Origin of the sequence: Tardiphaga sp. 215_C5_N2_1 (assembly GCF_052076055.1) — a bacterium.
Taxonomy (GTDB): domain Bacteria; phylum Pseudomonadota; class Alphaproteobacteria; order Rhizobiales; family Xanthobacteraceae; genus Tardiphaga; species Tardiphaga robiniae.
On the sequence record NZ_CP197240.1, the window covers coordinates 5,435,015 to 5,450,600 of the forward strand.

The following is a 15,586-nucleotide window of genomic DNA, read 5'->3' on the forward strand; positions in this document are numbered from 1 at the left end:
CGCGTGCCTCACACGTCCCGCGCATATCCATTCGGACGACGCTGCTGCGGTGCGCCGAGCACGGCGATGCAGAGGCCGAGAAATGCCAGGCCGATGATCTCGCAGATGAAATTTTCAAACATGATACGCCCCTCACGCTAATGGGACGAGAATGCGGAGATGGCGCTTAAGCGTTCCTTAACGCGCGTTTACACCTGGAATCAGGGTTAATCCGCAGGCGCGTCATCCGTTAAGATAGGCTGACGCGGCGGCGTGCGGCTATCGACTGGCGGCTGTCGCCGGTCTGCTATCGCAGGGTGTCAGCGGGCGGAGTCTGTGCGTTGCGCGGCATCGGGATTTTGGCCTTCAGCGCGGCTTCGCCTTCGGGCGTGATGCAATAACGCACCAGCGAGCCGGCCTGGAGCGCGATCCAGGTCTTGGCGACCATCTTGGACAGGGTCTTCGGCCCGGCAGGCATCAAATGCGGCGCAAGCAGGCCCGGCGTATCGCGCAGTTTCTGAAGCGCGGTGCGCTCGACATAATGCGGCAGATGGCTGGCGCGTGTCGGCATGGGGCAAGTCTCATCGGGTTGGACGAGGGAACTGAACCATTCTTGTGGGTGAACTACATGAACGCATGAGCGCGGCTTCAGTTGCATCCGGCATCGAAAAAATGCCCAGCGGGCAATTGACAGTTTTCCTATAAGATTATAATCAAATCTTATCCGGTTCGCGAGGGGCGCTTCATGAGGCGTCTTGAGGTGGGACAGGATGCGGCGCCTGCGGGTGTGGGGTGACGTACCCCGCACACTCGGGAGGCTTGGGGTCACCGTCCGGGCCCACTACGGGGCTCTGCCACTCATGCTGGCTGGACGTGGTATTGGTGAACGGCGCGAAATCGTCGGGATAAGCGGAGTGCGGAGCTCTGCCCTTTACCCGGAAGAACGGTCCCGAAGCTAAAAAGACGTCGCGGTGGCGCGCCCTCAAGGCGTTGCGCGGTTGCAGCTTGCCGGCGTTCCGGTGGAGCGGATCGCGACACACACCACCCTTTGCGCCTGATGGCGCGCCGCCGCCCCTCATGTTTCAGGAGGGGGACTGCTCACACCTCGGACGCGCAAGCGCCGCGAGAATGCGAGAGCTTGGCTGTTTGAAGCGAAAAATCAGAGAAGATGACGGCGCGGCAGTGCGCTAATGCGACGCGCTGGCGGAGAAGGCGTTGACGATGACCACGCCGGTCAGGATGAAGCCGATGCCGATAATGGCGGCGAGATCGAGCGCCTGCCGGAACGCGAAATAGCTCACCGCAGAAATCAGCACGATGCCGAGCCCGCTCCAGATCGCATAGGCGATCCCGACCGGCATCACCTTCAGCGCGTGCGACAGGAAATAGAGCGACAGGATGTAGCAGACGGCCATGCCGAACGTCGGCCAGAGCTTCGTGAACTGCTGCGACTGCGCCAGCAGCGCCGTGCCGATGGTCTCCAGCACGATGGCGCAGCCGAGCGCGGCGTAGTTGAGGAAGGTCGGGGTCATGAAAGGGCTCGGGCGTTCAGGAATCCCTCCCCGCGCAAAAACGGGGGAGGGACAAGAAGACCTCAGCTCTTCAGCAGCGGGGTGATCTTCTTGGAGAATTCCTCGAACGACTGCTCGCCCTTCAGCATTTCGCCATTGATGAAGAAGGTCGGTGTCGAGTTCACCTTCAGCACTTCATTGGCGTATTTCTGGTCAGCGGCGATCTTGTCGAGCAGCGCCTGGTCCTTCAGGCATTCTTCCACGGCCTGCTGGCTGAGGCCGGCCTGCTTGCCGATGCGGGTCAGGGTCGCGGCGGTGTCCTTCATCACCCAGTCGTTCTGCTGCTTGAACAGCATGTCGATGACGGCGAAGTACTTGCCCGAATCTTCCTTGGCGATGCAGCGCGCCAGCATCGAGCCGGCGGCGGCCTTGATGTCGAGCGGGAATTCGCGAAACACGAAGCGGATCTTGTTGGTGTCGATGAAGGCTTCCTTGATCTTCGGGAACACCTGCTCGGTGAAGGCCGCGCAATGCGGGCAGGTCATCGAGGCATATTCGGTGACGGTGACGGCGGCATCCTTCGGGCCGAGCGCCATGTCGGGCAGCGACACCGGCTTGGCGACGTCGACGGCGTTCTGCGCGAATGCCTCGGAGATCAGCTGCAGCGGCGACAGGCCGATGGCTGCTGCGGCGCCGGTCAGGGCAAGGGCGGCGGTGAAGTCACGGCGCGTGATGATCAAAGGAATGCTCCAAAGCGGCGGCGGACGCCGGGAAAAGGTTCGCTTCGCTAACTTGAAACCACAAATGTGGCAAGCACGCGCCGGTTCCGGGCGAGCTGGAAAGCCTCAACTTCGCTTGATCGAGGCGCCGAGCCGCGCCAGTGCCTCGCGCAAGGCGTCGTCCTCGACCTCGGGCAGCGTTTCCGCCACCTGGGCGATGGCCTTGGCATCCGGCGGCTTCACGGTGCGACGAGGCTGCGGCCGCGACAGCGGCGCCTGGCGCAGCGCGATCTTGCCGACCGCGTTCCAGCCGAAAAAGCGATTCACCCGCTGCAGGATCGCATCCGACGAATGCTGGATCTCCAGCGCCATCGGGCCCTCGACGCGCAAAATCAATGTCGCCGGCTCCTGCGGCTGGCCTTCGACGGGGCGCGGCCACTGGATCTTCAAGGGCTCGGAGAAATTCGCCACCTGCTGGCCGGCGATTTCGGCCCAGCGCGTGACCAGCTCGCGCGAGGCAAAGCCCTGTTTGGCATAGGCATCGGCAAACACCCCGCCGAGCAGGACGGAGAGCGGTTTCGCCGAGATATAGCCGGGCTTGTTCATGGTCGGGCGTTTTGGATACATGGTCGGTATGAGTCTATCAGCCGCCGCCACCCGACGAAAGAAACCTTCCGCACGGGATAGCGGGGAAAGCGCCGCCGCCAAGCGTCCGGCCCAACTGCTCGCCTGGTATGACAAGCATCGCCGCAGATTGCCGTGGCGGCCGTTGCCGGGCGAGGGCATCGATCCCTACCGGGTCTGGCTGTCGGAAATCATGCTGCAGCAGACCACGGTTCAGGCGGTCGGGCCGTATTTCGCCAAGTTCCTGGCGCGCTGGCCCACGGTCAGCGATCTCGGCAGCGCCTCGCAGGACGATGTGCTGCGGATGTGGGCAGGGCTCGGCTATTACTCCCGCGCACGCAATCTCCATGCCTGCGCCGTTACCGTGCTGCGCGATCATGGCGGCGTCTTCCCGGATACCGAGGACGGCCTGCGCGCGCTGCCGGGCATCGGGCCCTATACGGCGTCAGCCATCGCCGCGATTGCCTTCGGCCGCCAATGCATGCCGGTGGATGGCAATATCGAGCGCGTCACGTCGCGGCTCTATGCGGTGGAAGAGCCGCTGCCGAAATCCAAGCCCGTCATCGTGGGGCTCGCCGCCACACTGCTCGGTCCGACGCGCGCGGGCGACAGCGCCCAGGCGCTGATGGATCTCGGCTCCACCATCTGCACCCCCAAGAAGCCGGCCTGCGCGCTGTGCCCGATCAACGACGATTGCGCGGCAAAGACTCGCGGCGACCAGGAGACGTTTCCGCGCAAACTGCCGAAGAAGGCCGGCATCTTGCGGCGTGGCGCGGCGTTCGTGGTCACGCGGGGCAATGAACTCTTGGTGCGCACCCGCCCGGAAAAGGGCTTGCTGGGGAATATGACCGAAGTGCCGTCATCGGACTGGCTCGCCGGTCACGATGACAAGGATGCCTTGACGCAGGCGCCGACCTTAAAAAATCTCACGGCGTGGCATCGCAAAGTCGGCGCGGTCACCCATATCTTCACACACTTCCCGCTGGAGCTCGCCGTCTATACGGCGCATGTGCCGCCCCGCACCCGCCCCCCCGAGGGCATGCGCTGGGTCCCGATCGCAACATTGGACGACGAAGCCTTGCCGAACGTCATGCGCAAGGTCATTGCGCACGGGCTGGATTGAAGTTTGAATCCAGACGCCTGAATGCGCGTCAGCGCGCGAGCTGTATCAGCCCGCGCTGGAAAGTTGCGATGACTACGGGATCGTCACGATCGGCGGCTTCGCGTTGAGCCCTTCAACCTGAAAACCGGCGACGCGCTTGTAGTTGGCGGCGATGTCTTCGAGTTCCTGCTGCGACAGCACGTCGGTGACGACGTTGAAGCCATCAGGCGCACGCTCCTCGACGATCTGCATCACCTGTTCCGGTCCGTTGCGACGGTTCAGCATCACGAGGTCGGTGGTCGCGGGACGTCGTTCGGCCTCATAGGCTTCGAGCGCGGCCGGCACTTCGCCAAGCGCAAGAATCTCACGCGTCAGTACGCGCGCATCGAGAATGGCCTGCGACGCTCCGTTGGAGCCGATCGGATACATCGGATGCGCGGCGTCGCCGATCAGCGTCACGCGGCCGAAGGTCCAGCGGTCGACTGGATCGCGATCGACCAGCGGATATTCGTAAGCGTGCGGGCAGTTGCTGATCAGGCCGGGCACATCGAGCCAGTCGAATCTCCAGTCCTTGAACCAGGGCAGGAACTCGTCGAGCCGCGCCGCGCGGTTGTAATCCTCGCGGCGCCACTGATAGGTCGGTGGCATGTGCCGTTCGGCCACCCAGTTGATGTCGTATTTGCCGTCGGCGTCCGGCTCCTGCGAGATCGGGTAGCAGACGAATTTCAGGATTTCGTGGCCAGCCATGATCATGGTGCGGCCAGTGAGGAATGCATCGCTCCTGGTAATGCCGCGCCACAGAATGCGGCCGTTCCAGAGCGGCGCGCCTTCCTGCGGATAAAGCTTTTGCCGGATCGCCGAATGGATGCCGTCGGCGGCGATCAACAGCTTGCCGTCATGGCTGCCGGCGGATTTGCCGGTGGCCTTGTCGATGAAGTCGGCGCGGACGCCGTCCGGCGTTTCCGTCCAGCCGCTCAGGTGATGACTGGTGAGGATGTTGTCGGCGCCAAGGCGTTCGATGGCGGTGTCGAGCAGGATCTGCTGTAGCCTGCCACGATGGATCGAGAACTGCGGCCATTTGTAGCCGGCCTCGATGCCGCGCGGTTCGCTCCAGATCGGCTTGCCGTGCTTGGAGAAGAAGGCGAGTTCGCGGGTGCGCACGCCCGACGCGTCGAGCTGGTCGTGCAGGCCGAGCTCGATCAGCTCGCGCACCGCATGCGGCAGCACATTGATCCCGACGCCGAGCGGCCTGAGCGCGGGCACGCTTTCGAATACGCGGCATGGCACGCCGATCTGATGCAGGCTGAGCGCGAGCGTCAGTCCGCCAATTCCGCCGCCTGCAATGAGAACGGTCATTTTTGTTGCCTCCCCCTCGATTTGATCGAGGTCATGGCACGGGAGAGGCGATGGCGGCAACTGGGACGATCGCGACGGAGAAACGCGTCCGATCGTCCGCCGGCAGCGAATTCATGGTGGACGGAACCTTAACGCAAAATTCAGCCGCGTTCCCTAATACCGGTGGCACTACTTTTTGGGTGAATCGGTCACCGACAGGTCAATGATGTCCAACCAGATTAAGCCGAGCGGCCGCGAGACTTTCTTTCCGGCATCGGAGCTCATCGTATCCAAGACGGATCTCAAGGGTCGCATGACCTATGTGAATCGTCTGTTCTGCAAGATGGCTGGCTATACCGAAGCCGAGTTGCTCGGCCAGCCGCACAGCCTGATCCGTCATCCCGATATGCCGCGCAGCGTCTTCAAGCTGCTCTGGGACACCGTCGAGGAACGCCGCGAGATTTTCGCCTTTGTGAAAAACATGGCGAGCAATGGCGATCACTACTGGGTCTTCGCCCATGTCACGCCGTCCTATGGTCTCGACGGCAAGATCGCCGGCTATCATTCCAATCGCCGTGTCCCGCCGCCGGATCTCATCAAGAAGACGATTGCGCCTCTTTATGCCGACGTGCTGGCAATCGAGAAGCGACACGTGAACGGCAAGGAATCCCTCGCCGCCGGCTACAAGGCCCTTACCGATTTCGTTGCATCCCAGAAAGTCAGCTATGACGAACTTATGTTTTCTCTCAAGAGCGCAGCTTAGCTCGCTCGTCGTCATTGCCGGCTCTGCGCTTGCTCTGGTGCTTCAGTTCTTCGGTCTTCCGCTCGCGGCCATGGTCTGTCAGGCCGTTGCGATCGCGGCGGCGATTGTCGCGCTTGTTCTGATGGGCAAGACGGCGCGTCTGATCGAGAAGGCGCGTATCGCCTGCCAGCGCATCGCGCAGGGGGACTTCGAGGCCCGTATCCTCGGAATTCCGGTGCGCGGCGTGACCGGGGAGTTGCTGCACAGCGTCAACGACATGATCGACGGCTGCGATGCCTTCGTGCGCGAATCCACCGCGGCGATGGCAGCGCTCAACGACAACAAATATTACCGGCGTATCCTGCCGGGCGGCCTGCATGGCGGCCTGCTGCACGGCGCGAAAGCGATGAACGCGGCAACCGACAATATTGCCGACCGCATCAGGAATTTCGAGCGCCAGACCAGCCAGCTCGAATCCACCGTGGGCGGCATCGTATCCGCACTCGACAGCGGCGCGGTCGAGATGAGCAGCACCGCAGGCAATCTGCGGACCGGCGCATCCTCGACATTGACCCGCGTCACGTCGGTGGCGGCGGCATCCGAACAGGCGTCCGCCAACATGCAATCGGTGGCTTCGGCCACAGCGCGGCTGTCGTCCAGCGCTAGCGAAGTCGGCGCCGACGTCAATCGCTCGGCCGCGATTGCCGGGCGCGCCGTCGAACGGGTCGCCGATGCTGCCAGCAATGTCGACGTGCTTCGCGCCGTTGCGGTGCGCATCAGTGAAGTCGTGACTTCGATCAATGTGATTGCCAGCCAGACCAATCTGCTGGCGCTGAACGCAACAATCGAGGCGGCCCGCGCAGGCGATGCCGGTCGTGGTTTCGCAGTGGTGGCGCATGAAGTGAAGGCACTGGCGACCCAGACCGCCAACTTTACCGCCGAGATCGAGAAGGAAATCGGCCAGGTTCAGTCGGCGACCGACAAGGTCTCCTCGTCGATCACCGAGATCGGCACCGTGATCGCGGAAGTGAACGAGATCACCGGCAAGGTCGCGAGCGCCTCCGAAGCGCAGTCGGCGGCAACGGCCGATATCGCGCGCAACATCGACGAGGCCTTCGCTGTCGTGCGTGAGATCTCGACCAACATCCAGTCGCTGGCAACGACGGCCAAGGACACCGAACAACTCGCCACATCGACCATGGTGGCATCGGGCGATCTGTCGTCGCAGTCGGGATTGCTGACCAAGGAAATCCGCGGCTATCTCGGCGAGGCCCGGCAAAATCTGGTACGCCAGGCTGCCGCGCGCTGATCGCGTCCGCTCATTTCGAATGATCTGGAATTGGCGCCGTTGCGGCGCCAATTTCGTTTGTGGTGAAAGGCGCGCCTGTTAGGCGCTGATATCCGTGAAGAAGCCGCTGGCGCTGCCGCCATTCTCCGTCTTCTTGTTCACGGCCTCCTTGATCTTGTCGGCAATCTTCTGCTCGACCTCCCGGCGTTGCTCCGGCGACATGTTGTTCAATTCTTCTTCCGTCACGCCGATGCTCGACAGCAGCGCGTCGCGCATTTTTTCCGCCGGCGTCTTTTTCGCGTAGTCGAGGAATTTCTCTTCCGGCGATTTTGCTATCGCTGTTGCATTGCCGAGGCCGCTCTCGGCCTTGTCGGATGGCTGCAGTCTGGTCGGAAGCTTGAAGGACTGCATGCTGGAGATAATGGAGTTCGACATCTGAATTTCTCTTGCTGTGAGATGTTCGCGACCCACTACGCAAAAATCAGGCCATCAGAAATATTCAGACATCATAAGCGGTTAGGTATTTGTAGTTGCTATCAGGCGTTGCCTCCCGGCAAGCTTTGCCGGCAAATTTGACCGACGCGCGATGTGTCAGGCCGTACGGCGCTTTGGCGGATCGAGCTCGCGGCCGGTTTCCAGCATGATCTTGCGGAGCCAGATTGAGCCGGAATCGAATTGCGCGCGTGTCGGTGTGAACATGAACTGTTCGTCGATGCCGGGATCGAGCGGTGGGGCAATGGTCGTGAGCGATAGCGGCTGAGCCAATGCCGCGATCAGGCGTCGTGGCACAAAGGCCACGAGGTCGGTCCGTGCCACGACATGCAGCGCCTCGATATAGCTCGGCACGACGAGGGCGATCTGCCGCTCCAGTTTCTTGTTGCGCAGCCAGTCGTCGATCAGATCTTCGCTCTGGCCCCGGAGCACCACGGCGACATGGCGGGCTTTGAGAAACCCGTCGGTCGTTTTCAGGCGCGATGCCGCCGGATGGCCCCTGCGGACGGCGAGGGCATCGGAATCGACATACAGCAACTGGCGATGGAAGCCGTTGAAAGCATTGCCGATGCTGATGACCATGTCGAGGCTACGGGCGAACTCCGCTGTCATGATCGCCGGGCCGCGCCATGGCACGACGTTGATCTGGACGCCCGGCGCGACGCCGTCGAGCTTCTTCATCAATGGTGGCATCAGCAGTTCGACAGCCAGATCCGGCATCATCAGCCGAAAGTGCCGGTCGCTTTGGCGGGCATCGAAGACATCCGGGATGAACAGTCCGCGGACTTGCTCCAGTGTCTGGGCAAGTGGACCGCGCAGGGCCTGTGCGCGCGGCGTCAGCTCCATACGGGCACCGACGCGGACGAGCAGGGGATCGCCGAGAACGTCGCGCAGCCGGCGCAGCGCGTGGCTCGCCGCCGGTTGCGACAGGCCGATCCGCATCGCGGCTCGGCCGACATTGCCTTCCAGCAGCAATGCATCGAGCGCGACAAGCAAGTTCAGGTCGAGCGCAGATAAATTCATCAGACGAATATATATCATACAGACTATCGATTGGAAGAATGAGGATTCTCCAACCCATACTGCGTCATCGTTCAAGCGATGGAGCAGAACAATGAGCACGGCAGACAACAAGAAGCTTATTCAGCAGGTCTATAGCGATTCAGCCAACCGCAGCGGCACGACCTTCGCCGATCATCTCGCCGATGATGCATGCTGGATCGTGGTCGGTCAGTATTCCTGGGGACGCACCTTCAAGGGGAAGGATGCGATCCTCAACGGCCTCATGGGGCATTTCAGGTCGCTATTTGACATCCGGCCGCGCACGGTCGCGTCCAACTTCATTGCGGAAGGCAATCTGGTGGTGGTCGAGGCCAAGGGCGACAATATCACCAAGACCGGCGATCGTTACGACAACGATTATTGCATGGTGTGGCGTGTCGAGAACGGCAAGATCACCATGATCAAGGAATATTGCGACACTGCATTGGTCGAGCGGGTGCTGGGTCCGTTCCCGGAAGAGATGGCACGCGTGCCTGCCTGACACAAAAATGCCGGGCGCAGTGTTGCGCCCGGCATTCGTCGAATGGTTCGTGATCAGGCTGCGCTGGTGGCGAGATGCTTGAACATGGCGGCGCGGGCTTCGTCGTCCATCTCGGCCTTGAACTTGAATGTGTCCTTCAGGGCGACAGCCTTCGCTGCGGCCGGGCGTGCCGAGATCTCATCATGCAGGCGCTTTACGTTGGGGAATTGGGCAAAGCCCTCGTCGCCGAGAATGAAGTTGGTCATCCGCACCCAGCCCCAGATATCCATGTCGACGATCGTGTAGCTGTCGCCGACCATATATTGCCGTCCGGCCAGGCGTTCATTGAGCACGCCGAGATGGCGTTTCGCCTCGAACTGATAGCGGTTATGCGCGTAGTCGATCTTCTCCGGCGCGAAATGCTTGAAGTGCACGGCCTGGCCGAAAAACGGACCGACGCCGGTGGCGACGAACATCAGCCAGGACAGCATCTCGCCGCGATTGGCCGGGGTGTTGGCGGGCAGGAATTTTCCGGTCTTCTCGGCGAGGTAGAGCAGGATGGCGTTGCTGTCGAACACCTTGACGCCATCGTCGTCGATTGCAGGCACCTTGCCGTTCGGATTGACCTTCAGGAAGTCCTGGTTGAATTGCGCACCGGTGCGGGTGTCGATGGCGATCGGCTCATAGGCCAGGCCGGCTTCTTCCAGAAACAGCGCGACCTTGGTCGGGTTCGGCGACCCGTTGAAGTAAAACTTCAGCATCTCAAATCTCCCAGGATTTTGTACGTCAAAGCGCGAGGCGAGGACCGCGGGCGCGAACCATCGTCTCGTGCTTGGAATTCCGGGAGAGTGCAAGCGATGTTTTGACGAAGGCCGGGCGCATCCGTCCGGCGGGTAGTGTGAGCGGGGACTTTAGCCCGCGCCCATCTCGCTGCGGATTTCAGCGCGGAGTTCGTCGATCAAGCGCAGGCCCTTCTTGGTCTCGACGTGCCAGAACGTCCAGCCGTTGCAGGAGGCGGAGCCCTGGGCCATCGCGCCCATGCGATGGATCGAGCCGACCTTGTCGCCGAACATGATGGCGCCGTCGGCGCGCACCAATGCACCATGACGCTTCTTGAGATCGACCAGCTTGGTGCCGGGCGAGATCATGCCCCGCTCGACCAGTTCGGAGAACGCCACGCGGGGCGCGCTGCGGGCGGTCATGAACGGTGCCAGTGTTGCCTCGGGCAGCGGCTCGATCGCGGCGATGCGTGCTTCGGCAGCGGCGGCATAGTCGCGGTCGCGTTCGAAGCCGATGTAATTGCGGCCGAGGCGCTTGGCGACAGCGCCGGTGGTGCCGGTGCCGTTGAACGGATCGATCACGAGGTCGCCGGGCTTCGACGATGACAGCAGCACGCGGGCCAGTAGGCCTTCCGGCTTCTGGGTCGGGTGAACCTTCTTGCCGTCCGAGCCCTTCAGGCGTTCGTCGCCGGTGCAGAGCGGGATCAGCCAGTCGGAACGCGCCTGCACGTCTTCATTGGCGGCCTTGAGAGCTTCGTAATTGAACGTATAGCCCTTGGCGTTCTCATCGCGCGCGGCCCAGATCATGGTCTCATGCGCATTGGTGAAGCGACGGCCGCGGAAATTCGGCATCGGGTTCGATTTGCGCCACACGATATCGTTGAGGACCCAGAAGCCGAGGTCCTGCATGATCGCGCCGACGCGGAAAATATTGTGATAGGAGCCGATCACCCACAGGGTCGCCGACGGCTTCATGATACGGCGCGCGGCCAGGAGCCACGCGCGCGTGAAGTCGTCATATGCGGCGAATGACGAGAACTTGTCCCAGTCATTATTCACCGCATCGACATGGGATTCATCGGGGCGCTTGAGATCGCCCTTCAGCTGCAGATTGTACGGCGGATCTGCGAACACCAGATCGACCGACCCTGCCGGGAGTTTTGACATCTCTGCGACGCAATCACCAATGACGATGCTGCTGCTCGGAGAGGTTTCGAAGTGAGAGCGGGGCGCCCTTGCAGACGCCCCGCGACGCGAAACAACCATGACTCAATTACTCTGACTCAGGCGACGCTGTCGGCGACGCGGGACTAAACAACCGACAGGCAGACATTGACCGGGCAAAGTAAAAATCGACTTAATTGGTAACGAGTTCGAACTAGGCAAGTTTTGCCGGGCAGGTTAATGCTTAATGGAATGGAAATTTTGCGCTGCAATTGCGTTATGGTGTTCGGATCGCGTCAAACCGGTCTAAAATGCTGCGACTTGAAATGAAGGAATTACCTCATGCGTTACGATGACTTCCGTCGCAGCGACAATATCGACGACCGTCGTGACGATAGCGGCGGCGGATATGGCGGCGGAGGTGGCGGTGGTTTCGGAATTCCGGGCGGTGGCGGTGGTCTCGGCATCGGCACGGTGATTGTGCTTGGCCTCGTCGGCTGGGCGTTCGGTATCGATCCGCGCATCCTGATCGGCGGTGCAGAAATTCTCACCGGCGGACAGCAGGCGCCGACCTATCAGACCGATCGGCGCTCGACGCCGACGAAATCAGGGGCGCCCACCGACGAGATGGGCAGCATGATCTCGGGCGTGCTCGGCGAGATCGACGATCGCTGGGATGAAATCTTCAAGGAGAGCGGACAGAAATATATTGGGCCGCAGATCGTGCTGTTTCGCAATGCCACCAATGGCGGGCGCTGCGGCAATGCGCAGTCGGCGATGGGGCCGTTCTACTGTCCGCCCGACAAGAAGATCTATCTCGACACCGGCTTCTTCCGTCAGGTTGAAACCAAATTCCGCGGTTGCTCGGGCAATGCCTGCAAATTTACCGCGGCATATATCATTGCGCATGAAGCCGGCCATCACATTCAGAACCTGCTCGGGATCATTCCGCGCGTGACACGCCTGCAGCAGCAGGCCGGCAGCAAGGCTGAGGCCAATCTGCTGCAGGTCCGCGTCGAGTTGCAGGCCGATTGTCTGTCGGGCGTCTGGGTCAATCGCGAATCGAAGAAGCGCCCCGGTTTCCTCGAAGCCGGCGACATCGATGCTGCGCTGCAGACCGCGTCCGCCATCGGCGACGATACGTTGCAACGTCAGGCACAGGGTCGCGTCGTGCCGGATTCCTTCACGCACGGTTCTGCCGAACAGCGCAAGCGCTGGTTCATGACCGGCTATCAGCAGGGCACCGTGCAGGCCTGCAATACATTCGCGACGGATCGACTGTAACGACGATGGAGCCCGACACGACCAAAGCCTTCGTACCGCTCAACATTGCGGTACTGACGATTTCCGACACGCGGTCGCTCGATGACGACAAGTCCGGCGCGACGCTGGCCGATCGGCTGACATCGGCCGGTCACGTGTTGGCGAAGCGCGAGATCGTCACGGACGATGTCGAAGCGATCCGCAAGATCGTGCGCGCATGGATTGCCGATCCCGGCGTGGACGCGATCATTACGACCGGCGGCACGGGGTTCACCGGCCGCGATGTCACGCCGGAAGCCATCGAGCCGCTGTTCGAGAAGCGGATGGATGGTTTCTCGATTGCGTTTCACATGCTGAGCCACGCCAAGATCGGTACCTCGACGATCCAGAGCCGCGCGACTGCTGGCACCGCCGGCGCGACATTTATCTTCTGCCTGCCGGGTTCGCCCGGCGCCTGCCGCGATGGCTGGGACGGCATCCTTGCCGCGCAACTGGATTACCGCACAAAGCCCTGCAATTTCGTGGAGATCATGCCGCGGCTGGATGAGCATCTGCGACGTCCGAAAGCGAAGGGCGCGTCGGTCTAGAGCACGAGCTCCCAGGTCTCACCGATCAAATCCTGACCGAAACTGCGATGCGGCTCGGTGGCGACCAGCGCGAAGCCGGCATCCCGATAGATTTTTCGCGCTGCGCCGAGATTGCTCTGGGTCCAGAGCGTGATCCTGCGATAGCCGCATTGCCGCGCAAAGGCGATGGATTCCGTCACCATGCGCTGGCCGAGCTTTTGTCCGCGCGCCTTGGGATCGATCAGCAAGAGCCGAAATTTGGCGACGTCGTCGGATGCCTTCACGAGAAACAGCGAGCCGACGGGCGCGCCATCCATCTCGGCGATCCAGCAGCGTTCGCGCGTGGCATCGCATGTTGCGACGAATTCTGCGGCGATGTCGGCTACCAGCGCCTTGAAGGATGCATCGAACCCGTATTCGGCCGCATAGAGCTCGCCGTGACTGCGGATCACCCAGTCGATATCGCCAGGCTGGAGATCGCGTAGCACTGCAGGCCGAACGGCATCGGGGGCTTGGGCGGCCATGGTCAGGCGACGATGATCCGGCTGCGCAGCAATGTGCGTGAGGAGCGGCCGAGCTGGCGCAGCAACCGCGCTTCCGAGCGCCGGGCATCGGGCGCGTAGCCGCCGAGACGATCATAGTGTTCGCGGGCGATCAGCAGGCCCTGATCGGCCTTGGGTCCCGTGATCATCCGGACCAGGTGCTTCAGGCCATCGCGAAAATTGGCCTCGTCATAGGGCGAGCGCGCATAGCGGAAAATGCCCGCGCGGGGGCGGTTGCTGGTCGATACGCGCTGGATGAATTGCTGGGTCTCCTCGATCCAGCCGGCATCGAGCACGGCGCCGGCATGGAGAAACATTAGCCAGGGCGAGCGCGCCTGCTTGGCGCCGGCGGCCATCGCCGCGGCGCGCGATCCCTGCGAGGTCAGGAAGCCGCAGCCCGCGACATCGGCGACACGTTCGATGACATCGGTGCCAGCGCGATCGACCAGCAGCACTTCGCGGATCACACCGGCAGCAGCGCCCGGCACCAGCGCTGCCAGTGTGGCAACAGCGGGCTGTTCGACGCCTTCGGTGGGGATGATCACGCTCAGCATGGGTGTCGGATAATACCTCTCAACAACGGGGTGGCCGCGTTATCATTTCGTCATAGTCTATGCGGCACCGGCGGCTGCTGCAATTTCGGGGCGGTTCGACTTTCGGCCGCCCCTGCAAGGCGGCGGGAGAATGCACAGTGCCCCGGCCGTGTGCCACCCTATTTATGTTCTTGCTTTGTTCCTTGCGTGCGCTATCGTGGCTTCATGAGTCGCCAGATCGCTGCCCTCAAGCACCCGCCGGTCCCGGCGCCCTCCGATAAGCCGGCGGGTGCGCTTTCCCCTTTTCCCGAGATCGCAGTGGCGATCGACAAGCAGCGGCGGCGCGGCCGCGGTGCCCAGTCCAACGACAGCGGGCGCTACGAGGCCGAGGCCCGGGTAGCCTTTGATGATGGCTGGCAGAGCCTCGATGAATTGCCGCCGTTCAAGACGACCGTTGCGACGGACACCGCGCGCAAGGTCATCACGCGCAATGAGTCGCCGGATATCGGCTTCGACCGTTCGATCAATCCCTATCGCGGCTGCGAGCATGGCTGCGTCTATTGTTTCGCGCGGCCGACCCACGCCTATCTCGGTCTCTCGCCCGGGATCGATTTCGAATCCAAACTGTTCGTGAAGCCCGATGCGCCGGCGTTGCTCGAGAAGGAGCTGGCCGCCGCCGAATACGAGCCGAAGATGATCGCGATCGGTACCAATACCGATCCGTATCAGCCGATCGAGCGCGAGCGCCAGGTGATGCGCGGCATTCTCGAAGTGCTGGAGAAGACCGGTCATCCCGTCGGCATCGTCACCAAGTCGGTTTTGGTGACGCGCGACATCGATATCCTGGCGCGGATGGCGAAGCGCAATCTGGTCAAAGTGGCGTTGTCGGTGACGTCGCTCGATCCTAAGCTTGCGCGCACCATGGAGCCGCGCGCTTCGACGCCGTCGAAGCGACTGGAAGCTTTGCGGCAGCTATCCGAGGCTGGCATTCCGACCACGGTGATGGTGGCGCCGGTGATCCCCGCGCTGAACGACAGCGAGATCGAACGGATTCTCGATGCCGCCGCGCATGCCGGCGTCAAGGAAGCCAGCTACGTTTTGTTGCGGCTGCCGATGGAAGTACGCGATCTGTTTCGCGAGTGGCTGATCGCGAATTATCCGGATCGCTATCGGCATGTTTTCACGCTGATCCGCGAAATGCGCGGTGGCCGCGATTACGACTCGCAATGGGGCACGCGCATGAAGGGCACGGGGCCGATGGCCTGGATGATCGGTCGCCGCTTCGAGATCGCCTGCACGAAGCTTGGCCTAAACAAGCGTCGTTCGAAGCTCACCCTCGATCATTTCGAGAAGCCGGCCGGTGCCGGTCAGCAATTGAATCTGTTCTAACTCCGCAGGTCTCGCAGCGTACGGAGTGGTGGAGAG

The 15,586-nt window shown here is 62.1% G+C and carries 17 protein-coding genes and 1 pseudogene; 7 read left to right on the top strand and 11 right to left on the bottom strand.

What is annotated here, in order from left to right; translation table 11 throughout:
• Positions 1-286: 286 nt before the first annotated feature.
• From AB7828_RS25780 to AB7828_RS25795, 4 genes are all read right to left on the bottom strand, one after another.
• Entirely contained in the window at positions 287-550 is a 264-nt protein-coding gene (locus AB7828_RS25780; protein ID WP_231078103.1) for a hypothetical protein, read from the bottom strand.
• Between the two features lie 616 nt (positions 551-1,166).
• On the bottom strand, positions 1,167-1,511 hold the full coding sequence (locus tag AB7828_RS25785) for a DMT family transporter (protein ID WP_068733204.1): 345 nt from the start codon (positions 1,509-1,511) through the stop codon (positions 1,167-1,169).
• A 62-nt stretch (positions 1,512-1,573) separates the two neighbouring features.
• Positions 1,574-2,230 (bottom strand): DsbA family protein, encoded by a 657-nt coding sequence (locus tag AB7828_RS25790; protein WP_089262423.1) that lies wholly within the window; start codon positions 2,228-2,230, stop codon positions 1,574-1,576.
• A 105-nt stretch (positions 2,231-2,335) separates the two neighbouring features.
• On the bottom strand, positions 2,336-2,815 hold the full coding sequence (locus AB7828_RS25795) for a DUF721 domain-containing protein (RefSeq protein ID WP_068733742.1): 480 nt from the start codon (positions 2,813-2,815) through the stop codon (positions 2,336-2,338).
• A gap of 28 nt (positions 2,816-2,843) precedes the next feature.
• Here AB7828_RS25795 and mutY point away from each other — a divergent pair, with 28 nt between their 5' ends.
• Positions 2,844-3,956, top strand: coding sequence for an A/G-specific adenine glycosylase (gene mutY / locus AB7828_RS25800; RefSeq protein ID WP_441231537.1), 1,113 nt, complete (start codon positions 2,844-2,846; stop codon positions 3,954-3,956).
• A gap of 72 nt (positions 3,957-4,028) precedes the next feature.
• On the opposite strand, the gene AB7828_RS25805 is transcribed toward mutY, so the two are convergent.
• Entirely contained in the window at positions 4,029-5,291 is a 1,263-nt protein-coding gene (locus AB7828_RS25805) for a flavin-dependent oxidoreductase (RefSeq protein WP_441231538.1), read from the bottom strand.
• 205 nt (positions 5,292-5,496) lie between these two features.
• Between AB7828_RS25805 and AB7828_RS25810 the strand changes: the two genes are divergently transcribed.
• Positions 5,497-6,033 (top strand): PAS domain-containing protein, encoded by a 537-nt coding sequence (locus tag AB7828_RS25810; protein WP_093760043.1) that lies wholly within the window; start codon positions 5,497-5,499, stop codon positions 6,031-6,033.
• A complete protein-coding gene (locus AB7828_RS25815; protein ID WP_441231539.1) occupies positions 5,996-7,321 on the top strand; it encodes a methyl-accepting chemotaxis protein in 1,326 nt (441 codons plus the stop codon). Before AB7828_RS25810 ends, AB7828_RS25815 begins: the two co-directional genes overlap by 38 nt.
• A gap of 78 nt (positions 7,322-7,399) precedes the next feature.
• Here AB7828_RS25815 and AB7828_RS25820 read toward each other — a convergent pair whose 3' ends face one another.
• Together AB7828_RS25820 and AB7828_RS25825 are read right to left on the bottom strand one after the other, a co-directional pair.
• The gene (locus AB7828_RS25820; RefSeq protein ID WP_089262415.1) at positions 7,400-7,735 is read right to left on the bottom strand and encodes a hypothetical protein; all 336 of its coding nucleotides are present in this window, start codon (positions 7,733-7,735) and stop codon (positions 7,400-7,402) included.
• Between the two features lie 156 nt (positions 7,736-7,891).
• Complete coding sequence (locus tag AB7828_RS25825; RefSeq protein ID WP_441232317.1) at positions 7,892-8,815, bottom strand: LysR family transcriptional regulator; 924 nt, start codon at positions 8,813-8,815, stop codon at positions 7,892-7,894.
• A gap of 91 nt (positions 8,816-8,906) precedes the next feature.
• Here AB7828_RS25825 and AB7828_RS25830 point away from each other — a divergent pair, with 91 nt between their 5' ends.
• Positions 8,907-9,335, top strand: coding sequence for a nuclear transport factor 2 family protein (locus AB7828_RS25830; RefSeq protein ID WP_441231540.1), 429 nt, complete (start codon positions 8,907-8,909; stop codon positions 9,333-9,335).
• Between the two features lie 53 nt (positions 9,336-9,388).
• Here AB7828_RS25830 and AB7828_RS25835 read toward each other — a convergent pair whose 3' ends face one another.
• The gene (locus tag AB7828_RS25835) at positions 9,389-10,075 is read right to left on the bottom strand and encodes a glutathione S-transferase family protein (protein ID WP_441231541.1); all 687 of its coding nucleotides are present in this window, start codon (positions 10,073-10,075) and stop codon (positions 9,389-9,391) included.
• 150 nt (positions 10,076-10,225) lie between these two features.
• The gene (locus AB7828_RS25840; RefSeq protein ID WP_089262407.1) at positions 10,226-11,359 is read right to left on the bottom strand and encodes a site-specific DNA-methyltransferase; all 1,134 of its coding nucleotides are present in this window, start codon (positions 11,357-11,359) and stop codon (positions 10,226-10,228) included.
• Positions 11,360-11,599: 240 nt separating this feature from the next.
• Here AB7828_RS25840 and ypfJ point away from each other — a divergent pair, with 240 nt between their 5' ends.
• Together ypfJ and moaB are read left to right on the top strand one after the other, a co-directional pair.
• Entirely contained in the window at positions 11,600-12,541 is a 942-nt protein-coding gene (gene ypfJ, locus AB7828_RS25845; RefSeq protein ID WP_439057161.1) for a KPN_02809 family neutral zinc metallopeptidase, read from the top strand.
• Positions 12,542-12,546: 5 nt separating this feature from the next.
• Complete coding sequence (gene moaB, locus AB7828_RS25850) at positions 12,547-13,107, top strand: molybdenum cofactor biosynthesis protein B (protein ID WP_441231542.1); 561 nt, start codon at positions 12,547-12,549, stop codon at positions 13,105-13,107.
• Here the strand turns inward: moaB and AB7828_RS25855 are convergent.
• Together AB7828_RS25855 and AB7828_RS25860 are read right to left on the bottom strand one after the other, a co-directional pair.
• Positions 13,104-13,577: pseudogene (locus tag AB7828_RS25855) on the bottom strand (GNAT family N-acetyltransferase); the annotation flags it as partial. The gene moaB and the pseudogene AB7828_RS25855 overlap by 4 nt on opposite strands.
• 35 nt (positions 13,578-13,612) lie before the next feature.
• Entirely contained in the window at positions 13,613-14,182 is a 570-nt protein-coding gene (locus AB7828_RS25860) for a glycosyltransferase (protein ID WP_441231543.1), read from the bottom strand.
• Positions 14,183-14,386: 204 nt separating this feature from the next.
• Here AB7828_RS25860 and AB7828_RS25865 point away from each other — a divergent pair, with 204 nt between their 5' ends.
• Positions 14,387-15,550 carry a PA0069 family radical SAM protein gene (locus AB7828_RS25865; protein WP_441231544.1) on the top strand — a complete coding sequence of 388 codons (1,164 nt, stop codon included), beginning with the start codon at positions 14,387-14,389 and terminating at the stop codon, positions 15,548-15,550.
• Positions 15,551-15,586: the final 36 nt, after the last annotated feature.